The sequence below is a fragment of the Massilia sp. DWR3-1-1 genome, from assembly GCF_049898325.1.
In the GTDB taxonomy this organism is placed as follows: Bacteria; Pseudomonadota; Gammaproteobacteria; order Burkholderiales; family Burkholderiaceae_D; genus JAFCUW01.
In genome coordinates this window covers 31597-44811 of the sequence record NZ_JAFCXL010000016.1, presented here as the reverse complement: position 1 = coordinate 44811, position 13215 = coordinate 31597, and the positions used below count along the sequence as shown (strand labels likewise).

The 13215-nt window shown below is 64.0% G+C and carries 9 protein-coding genes; 4 read left to right on the top strand and 5 right to left on the bottom strand.

Features of this window, described 5'->3' with window-relative positions; translation table 11 throughout:
- Positions 1-166: 166 nt before the first annotated feature.
- The 4 genes from ACP7EY_RS16940 to ACP7EY_RS16925 all read left to right on the top strand — a co-directional run bounded on the left by ACP7EY_RS16940 (position 167) and on the right by ACP7EY_RS16925 (position 7310).
- Complete coding sequence (locus ACP7EY_RS16940; protein WP_426195633.1) at positions 167-3586, top strand: carboxypeptidase regulatory-like domain-containing protein; 3420 nt, start codon at positions 167-169, stop codon at positions 3584-3586.
- Positions 3587-3727: 141 nt separating this feature from the next.
- Positions 3728-5419, top strand: a complete 1692-nt coding sequence (locus tag ACP7EY_RS16935) for a bifunctional metallophosphatase/5'-nucleotidase (protein WP_426195631.1) — start codon at positions 3728-3730, stop codon at positions 5417-5419.
- 17 nt (positions 5420-5436) lie between these two features.
- A complete protein-coding gene (locus tag ACP7EY_RS16930) occupies positions 5437-6492 on the top strand; it encodes a S1/P1 nuclease (RefSeq protein ID WP_426195629.1) in 1056 nt (351 codons plus the stop codon).
- The gene (locus tag ACP7EY_RS16925) at positions 6489-7310 is read left to right on the top strand and encodes a MipA/OmpV family protein (RefSeq protein ID WP_426195627.1); all 822 of its coding nucleotides are present in this window, start codon (positions 6489-6491) and stop codon (positions 7308-7310) included. The genes ACP7EY_RS16930 and ACP7EY_RS16925 overlap by 4 nt, the downstream gene beginning before the upstream one ends.
- A gap of 49 nt (positions 7311-7359) precedes the next feature.
- On the opposite strand, the gene ACP7EY_RS16920 is transcribed toward ACP7EY_RS16925, so the two are convergent.
- The 5 genes from ACP7EY_RS16920 to ACP7EY_RS16900 all read right to left on the bottom strand — a co-directional run bounded on the left by ACP7EY_RS16920 (position 7360) and on the right by ACP7EY_RS16900 (position 13192).
- Positions 7360-8328 carry an ABC transporter permease gene (locus ACP7EY_RS16920; RefSeq protein WP_426195625.1) on the bottom strand — a complete coding sequence of 323 codons (969 nt, stop codon included), beginning with the start codon at positions 8326-8328 and terminating at the stop codon, positions 7360-7362.
- A 3-nt stretch (positions 8329-8331) separates the two neighbouring features.
- Positions 8332-9417 carry an ABC transporter permease gene (locus tag ACP7EY_RS16915; protein WP_426195623.1) on the bottom strand — a complete coding sequence of 362 codons (1086 nt, stop codon included), beginning with the start codon at positions 9415-9417 and terminating at the stop codon, positions 8332-8334.
- Entirely contained in the window at positions 9414-10943 is a 1530-nt protein-coding gene (locus tag ACP7EY_RS16910) for an ABC transporter ATP-binding protein (RefSeq protein WP_426195621.1), read from the bottom strand. The genes ACP7EY_RS16915 and ACP7EY_RS16910 overlap by 4 nt, the downstream gene beginning before the upstream one ends.
- 82 nt (positions 10944-11025) lie before the next feature.
- Entirely contained in the window at positions 11026-12033 is a 1008-nt protein-coding gene (locus ACP7EY_RS16905; RefSeq protein ID WP_426195619.1) for a BMP family lipoprotein, read from the bottom strand.
- 253 nt (positions 12034-12286) lie between these two features.
- Positions 12287-13192, bottom strand: a complete 906-nt coding sequence (locus ACP7EY_RS16900) for a LysR family transcriptional regulator (RefSeq protein WP_426195617.1) — start codon at positions 13190-13192, stop codon at positions 12287-12289.
- Between the last annotated feature and the right edge of the window lie 23 nt (positions 13193-13215).

Sequence of the window (13215 nt, the reverse complement as noted above, 5' to 3'; positions counted from 1 at the left end):
GCAGGGGCCATGCTGGCGTCCGCCGCAGAAAGTTGTCATAAGTAAGTCTTATTTGGGCCGACGCAGGAGGCGCGCTTCAGATCAAGCAGGATTTCAGCAACAGCAGCAAAGAAGGGCGCCGGCAACGGCCGCCCGCACAACTATTAGTCTTTTTTGGGGTAATCAAATGATCATTCATAAACGGATCCAGCTGACCAAGATGGCGCTTGCGCTGTCGATCGCGCTGGCCACTGCGCCTGCGTTCGCGCAAAACACGACTTCGGCCATCGCCGGTCGCATTTCTGGCGCCGACGGCAAGCCGACAGCCGGCGCCACGGTCCAGATCGTACACATCGAATCCGGTTCCGTCAGCACCGTCACCACCGACGCCGAAGGCCGCTACAACGCCCGCGGCCTGCGTACCGGTGGCCCGTTTACGATCACCATCACCAAGAACGGTATTTCGGAAAAGCGCACCGACGTCTACACCCAGCTGGCTGAAACGGCCGCGGTCGACGCCACCCTGGGCGCGCAGATCCAAACCGTGACCGTCACTGGCGCCGCCAGCCGTTCGGACAAGTTCTCGCGCAACACCATGGGTTCGGGCACCAACATCGGCGCCACCGAACTGGCCACCCAGGCTTCGATCCAGCGCAACCTGCAAGACTACGCCCGCGCCGACCCGCGCGTGTCGCAGACCGACAAAGAGCGCGGTGAAATCTCCGTCGCCGGCCAGAACTCGCGTTACAACACCATCACCATCGATGGCGTGGCCGTCAACGACACCTTCGGCCTGGAATCGAACGGTTCGCCGACCGCGCGCCAGCCGATCTCGATCGAAGCGATCCAGTCGGTGCAGGTCAACGTCGCCAACTATGACGTCACCCAAAAGGGCTACACGGGCGCCAACATCAACGCCGTGACCAAGTCCGGCACCAATGACTGGAAGGGCGGCGTCTATTACGTCACCCGCGATGACCGCCTGGTGGGCGATCGCTACAACGCGACCTCCGACAGCTACGTCGCCGCGCCGGCCTTCAAGGAAAACACCAAGGGCGCGTATGTCAGCGGCCCGCTGATCCAGGACAAACTGTTCATCTTCGCCTTGCTGGAAGAAGCGAAGAGCTCGCGCTCGGCGCCTGACTTCGGCCAGATCGGCACCAACACCGGCACCACCGTCGGCATCACCCAGTCGTCGATCGACAGCGCCCGTTCGATCGCGCAGAGCCGTTATGGCGTCGATATCGGCACCACCAGCGTGCCGGCCAATTCCGAGTTCGTCTCGCGCGAGCAGATGATCAAGGTCGACTACAACATCAACGACAACCACCGCGCCAGCGTGCGTTACTCGAAGACCTCGCAAGCTGATCCGGTCTACACGGGCTTTTCGGCCACCGGCGTGGGCCTGAGCTCGCAGTTCTACAACCAGGGCAAGAGCATCGAGACCATCGTCGGCCAGGTGCTGTCGGACTGGACCCCGAACTTCTCGACCGAGTTGAAATTCTCGACCCGCGACTACGATTCGGTACCAACCAACACCACCCGCACGCCAGCGATCTCGCTGCAGTTCAGCGGTGCGCTGCCAGCGAACGCGCCAGCCGGCGTGCCGACCTCGAACCGCTTCATCAACTTCGGTACCGAGTCGAGCCGTCACCTGAACGTGCTGCGCACCGACACCCGTGACATCTATGCGGGCGGTACCTGGACGAAGGGCGATCACGAAGTCAAATTCGGTTCCGATTTCACCAGCACCCAGGTCTACAACGCCTTCCTGCAAAACATCAACGGCAACTACACCTTCGGTTGCCGCGACGATGTCAGCTACACCAGCTTTGCCGCCACCGGCTTCAAGTGCGCGTCGGGCACCACCGCGCAAATCGAAGCGGCCGTCCTCGAGAACTTCTCGCTCGGCCGTCCGCTGTCGTACACGGTGCAGCAGGCCGTCACCGGCGGTTCGCTCGATAACGCCGTCGCCAAGTTCACCCTGAAAGACACCGGCCTGTTCGTGCAGGACACCTGGAACGTCAACAAGAGCCTGACCATCACCGGCGGCGTGCGCGTCGATTACAGCGCTGTCGATGGTCGTCCGGCGACCAACGCTGCCGCGGCATTGCCGATGGTGGCTGGTAACGCCACCACCAATGTGCGCCAGTCCGGCGGCTTCGGCTACGACAACACCCAGACCATCGATGGCCAGAAACTGATCCAGCCACGCATCGGCTTCAACCTGAAACTGCCAACCGAGCGCCTGATGCAAGTGCGCGGCGGTATTGGCCTGTTCCAGGGCGCCGCAGCGGCTGTCTGGATGTCCAACCCGTTCTCGAACACGGGCGTCGCTTCGCGCGTCGTCACCTGTTCCGGCACCGGCGCGACCAAGTGCCCGACCAGCAACGGTACCTTCAGCATCAACCCGGATACCCAGCCAAGCGTGGCCGGCGCGATCCCGGCAGCGAACGTCGACTTCCTCGACCCGAACTTCCATCAGCCAGCTGTCTGGAAAGCCAATATCGCGTTTGAAACCGAACTGCCATGGCAAGGGATCGTGTTCTCGGCTGAATACCTGCGTACCAAGAACAAGGACGGTATCTACTACGAAAACTTGAACCTGGGCGCACCGACCAAGATCGGTACCGACGGCCGTAACCTGTACTACAACGCCGGCGGCTACCAGGCCAGCTGCTTCACCCCGAGCAACGGCAGCGTGACCATCACGTCCGGTTGCGTCACCAGCAAGGCACTGAGCAACCTGAGCTACGGTAACGTCATGCTGGCCAAGGGCACCGACCTGGGCGAAGCGAACGTGGGCACCGTGTCGTTCTCGCGTCCTCTGAGCAAAGGCTACGGCTGGTCGATCGCCGCCACCAAGACGACGTCGACGGAAGTATCGTCGCTGACCTCGTCGGTGTCGACCTCGAACTGGAACGGTCGCTCGGTATTCAACCCGAACGAAAACATCGCCACCAACTCGAGCTACCTGGTGAAAGACCGTATCAACGCGCTGTTCAACTTCCAGAAGAAGTTCTTCGGTACCTACAACACCCGTCTGGGCGTGTTCTATGAAGGCCGTTCGGGCAAACCGTACAGCTGGACCGTCAACAACGACTTGAACGGTGATGGCCTGAGCGGCAATGACCGCATGTACATCCCTAAAGCCTTCGGTTCGGGCGACGTGCTGTTCTACGGCGATACCGCCACCAGCCATGTCAACGAGCAGAAGTTCTGGGATGTGGTCAACGCCAACAAGGTGCTGCGCAACTCCGCTGGTGGCATCGTCGGCCGTAACACCGACTTCGCGCCATGGACCAACAGCATCGACCTGCGCATCAGCCAGGAAATCCCCGGCCTGTTTGCCCGCAACAAGGCAAGCTTCAGCCTCGACTTCCTGAACTTCGGCAACTTGCTCAACAAAAAATGGGGCCGTATCAATGAAGTCGGCTTCCAGAGCAGCGGCGGTCTGGCACGCAGCTTCGTCGACTACGTCGGCACCGATGCAGCCACCGGCAAATATGTCTACGCCGTGCGTCCGCAAGTCGAAAGCGTCGATATTCGCCAGGCCAAGGGCGAATCGCAGTGGGCCGTGCAAGCCACCTTCAAGTACGATTTCTAACAAAATCGCTTGATTGAATCGAGGGGCCGGTGGCGACACCGGCCCTTTTTTATTGCGCCCGCCTTTGTATTGACGGCGCCAGCGCCGCGCCATGCAGCCTGTGCTGGCGCTGCCCGACAAACTTCTTTATGCTTTCGGCTTATGACTAAAACCTCACTCTCCCTGCTTCTGGCGGCCTGCCTCGCCGCCGCCGGTTGCGCGCCGCTGGCGGTCACGCCGCGCGCCTCCCTCGACATCAACCTGGTGGCCCTGAACGATTTCCACGGCCATCTCGAGTCGAGCAAATTCGTCTACAAGAGCGCCCGCGATCCGCTTGAAAAAACCGTCATCGCCGGCGGCATCGACAACCTCGCCGCCGCCTTGCAGGCCTACCGCAAGGAAGACCGCGACTTGCTGTTCGTCGGCGCCGGCGACCTCGTTGGCGCCAGTCCCGCCATGTCGTCGATGTGGGCCGATGAGCCCAGCCTGGCGGCGCTGTCGATGCTGGGCATGGACCTGTCCTCGGTGGGCAACCACGAGTTCGACCAGGGCAAGATGGAACTGCTGCGCAAGCAGAAGGGCGGCTGCGCCTCCTCGCTGCCGGCCAAGGCCTGCAAGTTCGACTCCACTTTCAAGGGCGCCAGCTTCACGTATTTGGCCGCCAACGTCACCGACAGCGCCACCGGCGCACCATTCATGCCGGCCTACGCGATCCGCCAGGTCAAGGGCGTCAAGATCGCCTTCATCGGCGCCGTGCTGCAAGACACCGCCTCGGTCGTCACCGCCTCCGGCATCGCCGGCCTGTCCTTCGGCGATGAAGCGCAGGCCATCAACCGCGCCGCCGCCGCCGCCCGCGCCGACGGCGCCACCGCCTTCGTGGTGCTCATTCACGAAGGGGGCGACACCCCGGAAGCGTTCGACCAGGCCGAGTGCAGCCAGCTCAAGGGACCGATCGTGGGGATTGCGCGCAAACTCGACCCGGCTATCCGCCTGATCATCTCCGGCCACACCCACAAGGGCTTCCAGTGCAAGGTCGACGGTCGCACCATCACCCAGGCGCAGATGGGCGGCCACGTGCTCACCCGCATCAAGCTCACCGTCGATGGCGCCAGCGGCGCCGTGCAGGACGTCGCCGTGCGCAACGTGCCGGTGCTGCCGGGCCAGTACCCGGCCGACCCGAACGTGGCCGGCTACCTGGCCACCATCAAGGCGCGCAGCATGGATGCGCTGGCGCGGCCGGTGGCGCGCGTCGCCAGCCGCAGCGTCAATCGCAAGTTGAACGGCGCCGGTGAGTCGGCGCTGGGCAATCTGGTCGCCGACGCCGTGGTGGAAGCGACCCGCGCCGACGGCGTGCAGATCGGCTTCATGAACGTGGGCGGCCTGCGCGCCGACTTCGACGTGGGCGCCGACCTGGTGGCCACCTTTGGCCAGGCCCAGGTGGTGCTGCCGTTCTCGAACACGCTGGTGGTGATGGACCTGACGGGTGCGCAAGTGCGCGGCCTGCTCGAACAGCAGTTCAAGCGCCCGTCCGGCGACGATCACGCCGCCATGCTGCAGGTATCGAGCGGCCTGCGCTACACGTGGGACAAGCAGCGTGCGGCCGGCGCCAAGGTGGTCCCCGGCAGTATCACCATCAATGGCGCGCCGCTCGAGGACGCAAAAACGTATCGTGTGGTGGCGAATAATTTTCTCGCCGAAGGGGCCGATGGCTTCCCCATGTTTGCCCAGGCCAGCAACAAGCGCGACACCGGCATCGTCGATCTCGACGCCTTGATTGGCCTGCTGGTCAAGCGCGAGAAGGCGGCCGCGCCTTCCGCCGCCAGCGCCACCCCGCGCATCGAACGCCTCAACTGAAACAGGATCTGAAAACAATGAAAAAACTAGCTTGTGTCGTCGCCCTCGCGGGCGCATTTCTCTCGGCCGATGCACTGGCGTGGGGCAACGACGGCCACCGCGTGGTGGGTGCCATCGCCGATAAACTGATCAAGGGCAGCAATGCCGAGAAACAGGTGGCCGCCTTGCTGCTGCCGGGCGAGAGCCTCGAGTCGATCGCCAACTGGGCCGACTGCGTCAAGGGCAACTGGTGCGGTCCGCAGACGCCGGAAATGGTGGGCTACGTCAACGCCAATCCGAAGGCGAGCGAATACCACTACACCGACGTGCCGTTCCAGAAAGAGCACTACCACGACAACGATGTGGGCACCGCGCCCGAAGACATCGTGCAAACGCTCAAGCAGGCCATCGCCGTGCTGCAAGGCAAGGACGGCGCCGCCGTCAATCCGCACGGCTTCAGCAAGCGCCAGGCGCTGCTGCTGGTGACCCACATGACGGGCGACATCCACCAGCCCTTGCACGTCGGCGCCGCCTTCGTCGGCGCCGACGGCAAGTTCGTCGTGCCGAACAAGCACAGCGACGTCGATGCCGTCGCCATCTTCGATTCACGGGGCGGCAACAACTTCCTGATGGACGACGACAAGGTGGCCGTGATGGGCGCGAGCCAGATCCCCGGCGAGAACCCCAAGCCGCGCGAAGGGGTGCCGAAGGCGCTGACGAAACCGTTCCACTCGTACTGGGACAGCACCACCGTCGACTACGCCATGCGCCGCTCGAGCACCCGCACGCCGGACCAGTTTGCCCAGTATGCGATCGACAGCAAGCCGGTGGTGAGCGTCAACACGGGTGACCTCGTCACCTGGCCTTACCAGTGGGCCGACGAGGCGCTCGTTGCCGCCAAGAGCGCGTATGCCGACGTGACCATCGGCCCGCCGCAAAAGCAGACCAGCAAGAAGGGCGAGGTGTTTTATAACTGGACCCTGGAAGTGCCGGCCAACTACCCGGTACCCAGTTCCGCGCTGGCGAGAACGCAGCTGATCAAGGGTGGTTATCACCTGGCCGCCGTGCTGCAAGCGATCTGGCCCGCCCAATGAAGGCCCTGTTCCTGACCGTTGCCGCGCTGGGCGCCGCCAGCGGCGCCGCCGCCCAGGAGGCCCAGCCCCTGTGGGAAGCGGGCGTGGCCGCCTTCGGCGTGTCGACCCCGGCCTACCCGGGATCGAGCGACCGTTCCGCGCGCGTGCTGCCGCTGCCCTACCTGATCTACCGCGGCGAAGTGCTGCGGGCCGACCAGGGCGGCGTGGGCGCGCGCCTGTTTCGCAGCGAGCGCGTCGAATTCGACGTCGGCTTCTCGGGCGCCTTGCCGGCCCACTCGAAAGACGTGGCGGCGCGTGCCGGCATGCCGGACCTGAACACCCTGGTCGAATTCGGCCCGCGCCTTAAAATCCTGCTGGCCAATCCCAGCCCCACCAGCCGCCTGCGGCTCGAATTGCCGCTGCGCGCGGTGATGGAAATCGAGGGGGGCGTGCGCCGCCAGGGCACCACGTTCGAGCCGAAGCTGTCGTACGAAGTGCGCGGCGCCGATCCGCGCTGGGGCTACGACCTGTCCGCCGCCGCCGTGTTTGGCGACGCGCGCCTGAACCGTTATTTCTATGAAGTCGCGCCCCGCCATGCCGTCGTCGGGCGGCCTGCCTACCAGGCCGACGCGGGCCTGATCCTCACCCGCGTGGGGGTGTCGGCCACCTACAAGTTCAACCAGGACGTGCGCCTGTTCGGCTTTGTGCGCGAAGAGAGCTACCGGGGCGCGGCCAATGCGGACAGCCCCCTGATGAAAAAGCGCAGCGGCGCTTCGGTGGGGCTGGGCTTTACCTGGACGCTGGGGCGTTCGGCCACGCTGGCGAAGTCGGCGCAGTAGCCAGCACCCGCATAAAAAAACGGCGCCTCGAAGGCGCCGTTTTTACGTGTCAGCGTGATTTGACGAACGGTCTGCCCAGCGCCTTCGGCGCCACCGACTTGGCCATCAGGCCGGCCAGCACGATCACCGTCACCACGTAGGGAATCATCTGGATGAGCGAGCCGGGAATGCGTCCCACGCCAGGCAGGTCGACCCCTTCCATCTGGATCTGCACGGCGCTGAAAAAGCCGAACATGATGCAGCCGAGCGCCGTGTAGACGGGCCGCCAGTTGCCGAAGACGAGGGCGGTCAAGGCCAGGTAGCCGGCGCCGGCCGACATGTCGCGCAGGAAGAAGCCGCTTTGCACGATGGCGAGATAGGCGCCCGAGAACGAGCACAGGATGCCGGCGATGAGCATGGCGGCGTAGCGCGTGGCGGCCACGTTCACGCCGGCCGCATCGGCTGCGTGCGGGTTCTCGCCGCAGGCGCGCAGGCGCAGGCCGAAGCGGCTGTGGTAGAGCACCCAGTGCACCAGCGGCACCAGCAGGAAGGCCAGGTACACCAGCACCGAGTGGCCGCCGATCACGTGGCCGTACAGCCAGCCGATGAAGGGGATGTTTTCCAGCGCGGCGGTGCCGGGCAGGACGATGTCGAACAGGCGCGCCTGGCCCAGGTCCGGGGTGCGCCCGCCCTGCTGGAAGAAGAACTGCGCCAGCACGAAGGTCAGGCCGCTGATGGCAATGTTGATCGCCATGCCGGCGACGAGCTGGTTGCCCTTCTGGCCGATGCTGACATAACCCTGGATGAGCGCCAGCGCGCTCGAGACGGCCACCCCGGCGGCCACGCCATACCAGACGTTCTGGGTGGTGAAGGCGACGGCGGCGGAGGCGAAGGCGCTGGCGAGGATCTTGCCCTCGAGGGCCAGGTCGATCACGCCGCTGCGTTCGGCGAACAGGCCGGCCATGGCGGCGAACATCAGCACCGGGGCGTTGCGGATGGTCGAGACGACGATACTGGCGATGTGCAGGTCTTCGAACATGGCTTAGCCTTTCTTGCCGAGGTTGATCAGTTTGAGCAGCGCCGGCGCGTAGAAATTCTCCATCGCGCCGCAGAACAGGATGATCAGGCCCTGGATGAAAATGAAGGTCTCCTGCGGGATATTCGGTTTTTCCAGCGACAGGTCGAAGCCGCCCTGGATCAGCGCACCGAACAGCACCGCCGAGAGGAAAATACCGACCGGGTGCTGGCGTCCCATCAGGGCAATGGCGATGCCGACGAAGCCGGCGCCGGCGGGGAAGTTGAGCGACAGGTAGTGGGTCGAGCCCATGATCGAATTGACCGCGGCCAGCCCTGCCAGCGCGCCCGACACCAGCATGGCGACGATGATGGTGCGGCTGATGCGGATGCCCGCGTAGTGGGCCGCGTGCGCGTTCAGGCCCGTCGCGCGCAACTGGTAGCCCCACGACGAGCGCCACACCATGACGCCGTAGACGACCAGCGCGGCGATGGCGAACAGGAAGCTGATGTTGAGCGGGGTGTCGCCCAGCACGGGGAACAGGGTATTCAAGCGGGGCATGGCGGCGGCCTCGGCGAACACTCGGCTGGCCGGATTTTGCTGGCCCTCGGGGATCAGGTATTTGACGATAATAAAATTCATCAGGCTGGCGGCGATGAAGTTGAACATGATCGTCGTCACCACCACGTGGCTGCCGCGCCTGGCCTGCAGGTAGCCGGGAATGAAGGCCCAAGCGGCGCCGAACAGGGCGGCGCCCACCATGCCGGCGGGGATCAGCAACCAGCCGGGCAGGGTGCCGTCGAGCGCCAGCATGGCCAGCGTCAGCCCCAGGCCGCCAAAATACATCTGGCCTTCGCTGCCGATGTTGAACAAGCCTGCCTTCATGGCGATCGACACGGCCAGCCCCGTGAAAATGAAGGTCGAGGCGTAGAACAGGGTGTAGCTCAGGCCTTCCGGATTGATGATGGCGCTGTTGATCAGGATGCCCATCGATTCGACAGGGCTTTCGCCCAGCAGGTGAATGACCAGGGCGGCCACCAGCAAGGCCGACACCAGGTTGAAGACGGGCAGGACGAACGCGGTCGCCCAGCGGGGAAGTTCGGTGGTTTTCATGAGGTGTGCATCCCGCCCATCAGCAAACCGATGCGGGTGGTGTCAAATTGTTCGATAGTGAGTTCGCCGGTGATGCGTCCGCCCGACATGACGATGATGCGGTCGGCCAGCGCCCGCACTTCTTCCAGTTCGACCGACACCAGCAGGATGGCCACGCCGGCGTCGCGCAGCTTGAGCAGCTCCGTGTGGATCGCTTCGATGGTGCCGATGTCGACGCCGCGCGTGGGCTGGCCCACCAGCATCAGCTTGGGCGCGCTCGACACTTCGCGGGCGATCACCACTTTTTGCTGGTTGCCGCCCGAGAGCAGGCCAATGCGCAGGCTGGGATCGGCCGGGCGCACGTCGAACGCGGCGAGCATGGCGGCGCAGCGGCGGGCGATGGCCTTGAAGTCGAACAGGCCCCAGCCATTGGTGACCCGGTCCTGGTAGCCGAACACGGTGTTCTGCTCGACCGAAAAATCCTTGATCACGCCATCGCGCAGGCGGTCTTCCGGCACGTGGCCGATGCCGAGCTGGCGGAAGGTGGCGGGCAGGCCGTCGGCGTCCGTGCGCCCCACGTACGGCAGCGGCGCGCCGAGAAAGCTGACGCTGCCCGAGGTGGGCAGGCGCATGCCCGACAAAATTTCCATCAGCTGGCTCTGGCCGTTGCCGGACACGCCCGCGATGGCGACGATTTCGCCGGCCCGCAAGGTAAAGCCGATGTCGGCCAGCAGGCTCACGCCGGCCTTGTCACGCAGCTGCAACTGCTCGACCTGCAGCACCGGCGCGCCCGGCTTGAACGGCGCGCGCGGCAGCTCGCTCTGGATCGGCCGGCCCACCATCATGTTGGCCAGCTGTTCTTTCGAGGTGGTGGCGGTGGCCACCGCGCCCACCACGCGACCGGCGCGCATGACCGTGACCTGGTCGGTGATTTCCATGATCTCGCCCAGTTTATGGGTGATCAGGATGATGGTCTTGCCCTGCTCCTTGAACAGGCGCAGGATTTCAAACAGGGACGCCGTCTCCTGCGCCGTCAGCACGGCGGTGGGCTCGTCGAGAATGAGGATGTTGGCGCTGCGGTAGATCTGCTTGAGAATTTCCACGCGCTGCTGGGCGCCCACCGACAGGTCGGCAATGGTGGCCAGCGGATCGACGTCGAGGCGGTAGCGATCGCAGATGGCGCGCAGCGCCGCTTCCGTCTCGGCGCGGTGGGCGGCCAGGCGAAAGCCCCCTTCGGCGCCCAGCATGACGTTGTCGAGCACCGTCATGGTTTCGACCAGCATGAAGTGCTGGTGCACCATGCCGATGCCCAGCGCGATGGCCTCGTGGCTGGTGCGGATGTTGCGACTTTCGCCATTGATGAGCAACTGCCCGCTGTCGGCGTTGTAATAGCCGTACAGGATGCTCATCAAGGTCGACTTGCCGGCGCCGTTTTCGCCAATCACCCCGTGGATCGAGCCCTTGGCGATGGTGAAGCTGACGTCGGCGTTCGCCTGCACCCGGCCAAAGGCCTTACTGACGTTGCGAAATTCTACGGCTGGCTGCATAGCAAAATAGTGTGTGAGTTCCATCAAAAGCGCGCCGGACCGGAAAAACCGGTGCGGCGCGCTGTGGACGGTGAACGGTGGATCAGACCGGGCAGCTGCTGCCCGTGCGGTAATCGATGACCTTGATCTTGCCACTGATGATGGCAGCCTTGGCTTCGTTGACTTTCTTCTCGATCTCGGGGGTGACGACGGCGCGGTTGTCCTTGTCGAGCGCCCAGTCGACGCCGCCTTCTTTCAGGCCGCGGTAGCTCACGCCGGCTTTCCAGGTGCCGTTCTTGACGGCCATGAACGAGTCGTAGATGGCGCCATCGACGCGCTTGACCATCGAGGTCAGCATGGTGCCCGGATGCAGGTAGTTCTGGTTCGAATCGACGCCGATGGCCAGCTTGCCTTTTTCCTTGGCCGTTTGCAGCGTGCCCATGCCGCTGCCGCCGGCCACGGCGAACACCACGTCGACGCCGCGGTCGAACTGCGCACGCGCCAGTTCGCCACCCTTGGCCGGGTCGTTCCAGGCTGCGCTGGTGGTGCCGACCATGTTTTGCAGCACTTCGATTTTCGGATTGTTCGCCTTGGCGCCCTGGCTGTAACCGCAGGCAAAGGTGCGAATCAGGGGAATGTCCATGCCGCCGACAAAGCCCAGTTTTTTCGATTTCGAGGCCATCGAGGCGGCCACGCCCACCAAGTAGGACCCTTCTTCTTCCTTGAACAGCACGGAATTGATGTTCGGACCCTTGGCAACGGCGTCGATCAGCACGAATTTCACGTTCGGAAATTCAGCGGCGACTTTTTGCACTGCCTGGGTCTGCGAAAAACCGATGGCGGCGATCAGGTCGAGTTTTTTGCGGGCCAGGCCACGCAAGACCTGCTCGGCCTGGGTGTCGCTGCTGGCCTGCACTTCGATGAAACCAATCTTGGTCTCCGCCTTGAAGCGGTTGGCGCCTTCGAAGGCGGACTGGTTGAACGACTTGTCGAACTTGCCACCGGCATCGTAGACGATGCCCAGTTTGGGATCGGCAGCGTGCGCGCTGGCGGCGAGCGCGAGGGCCCCGATCGACATACTCAGTTGCGTGATACCTTGCTTGAATTTCATGAAGCCTCCAGGAATACCGGTATTGTACCCGCCGCAACGGCCGCGTTGGGAGGGGCTGTAGCTTAATAGCAAAAGTCAGGGCCCGGCAATTGCCGCCCCTATTCTCGCAGCATGTGGACCGGCAAGGCGTTACCACTTGTAATCGTGTGTGTCTTGAGCGAATTGCAAACTATGCATCACGGTGATTTGTAGGGCAAATACGATTTATCTTGTTGATTTATATGTTCGAGGAATAAATACGCAGGGTGGGGATTCAGGCGGGCGCGGCGGCGGGATTGAGTATGTTCAAGAACGCCCGCACCACGGGCGCGTCGTCGCCGGTGGCGTAGGCGATATATAAATTGGCCGACGGTGGATTGTTGATGGGCACGAATACCACGCCGGGCCAGCCGATCCGGCTGGTGGTCTCGGGCATCAGGGCCACGCCCAGTCCGGCCCCCACCATGGCCAGCAGGGTTTGCGGCTCGAACGCCTCCTGGAAAATCGTCGGCTGAAAGCCGGCATCGACACAGCACTGGATCAGGTAGCGGGGAAACGAGGACTTGTCCAGGGCCAGGGTCAGCATGGGCTGGCCGGCGATGTCGGCCAGGTCGATGCTGGCGCGGGTGGCGAGCACGCTGTGTTCATTGACGGCGACGCAGACGTTCTCGCGAAAGCACAGTTCCTGGCGCAGCTTGTCGTGTTTGAGCTCGTCGGCGCCCAGCGCCGGCTCGCGCCAGAAGCCCACGTCGATCTGCCTGGCGCGCAGCGCTTCGTACTGCACGTTCGGCCCCAGTTCGTGCAGGGTCCAGCTCACTTTCGGGAAATTGGTCTGGAACTGTTCGAGCAGGCTGGGGATGGGGCCCCACATGGCCGAGCCGACGATGCCCACCCGCAGCCGGCCCACTTCGCCCCGGTCGATCTGGCGGATGGTGTCGATGGTCATGCGCATGCGCCCCAGCAGGTCGGCCGCTTCGGCCATCAGCGCCTTGCCCGCCACGGTCAGTTCAAAGGTGCGCGTGGTGCGGGCGAACAGCTTGACGCCCAACTCGCTTTCGAGCTTCATGATCTGCTGCGACAGGGGCGGCTGCGAAATGTGCAGGCGCTCGGCGGCGCGGCTGAAGCTTTTTTCTTCGGCGACGGCCAGGAAGTATTTCAACTGCTTCAGATCGATGGACATGGCATCTCGCGTGGTGGGCGTGG

What these genes read in the sequence shown, in the direction of transcription:
- ACP7EY_RS16905 (WP_426195619.1), bottom strand. Translation starts at nt 12,033, where the DNA reads ATGAAATTCAAGCAAGGTATCACGCAACTGAGTATGTCGATCGGGGCC.
- ACP7EY_RS16915 (WP_426195623.1), bottom strand. Translation starts at nt 9,417, where the DNA reads ATGAAAACCACCGAACTTCCCCGCTGGGCGACCGCGTTCGTCCTGCCC.
- ACP7EY_RS16930 (WP_426195629.1), top strand. Translation starts at nt 5,437, where the DNA reads ATGAAAAAACTAGCTTGTGTCGTCGCCCTCGCGGGCGCATTTCTCTCG.
- ACP7EY_RS16940 (WP_426195633.1), top strand. Translation starts at nt 167, where the DNA reads ATGATCATTCATAAACGGATCCAGCTGACCAAGATGGCGCTTGCGCTG.
- ACP7EY_RS16925 (WP_426195627.1), top strand. Translation starts at nt 6,489, where the DNA reads ATGAAGGCCCTGTTCCTGACCGTTGCCGCGCTGGGCGCCGCCAGCGGC.
- ACP7EY_RS16920 (WP_426195625.1), bottom strand. Translation starts at nt 8,328, where the DNA reads ATGTTCGAAGACCTGCACATCGCCAGTATCGTCGTCTCGACCATCCGC.
- ACP7EY_RS16910 (WP_426195621.1), bottom strand. Translation starts at nt 10,943, where the DNA reads ATGCAGCCAGCCGTAGAATTTCGCAACGTCAGTAAGGCCTTTGGCCGG.
- ACP7EY_RS16900 (WP_426195617.1), bottom strand. Translation starts at nt 13,192, where the DNA reads ATGTCCATCGATCTGAAGCAGTTGAAATACTTCCTGGCCGTCGCCGAA.
- ACP7EY_RS16935 (WP_426195631.1), top strand. Translation starts at nt 3,728, where the DNA reads ATGACTAAAACCTCACTCTCCCTGCTTCTGGCGGCCTGCCTCGCCGCC.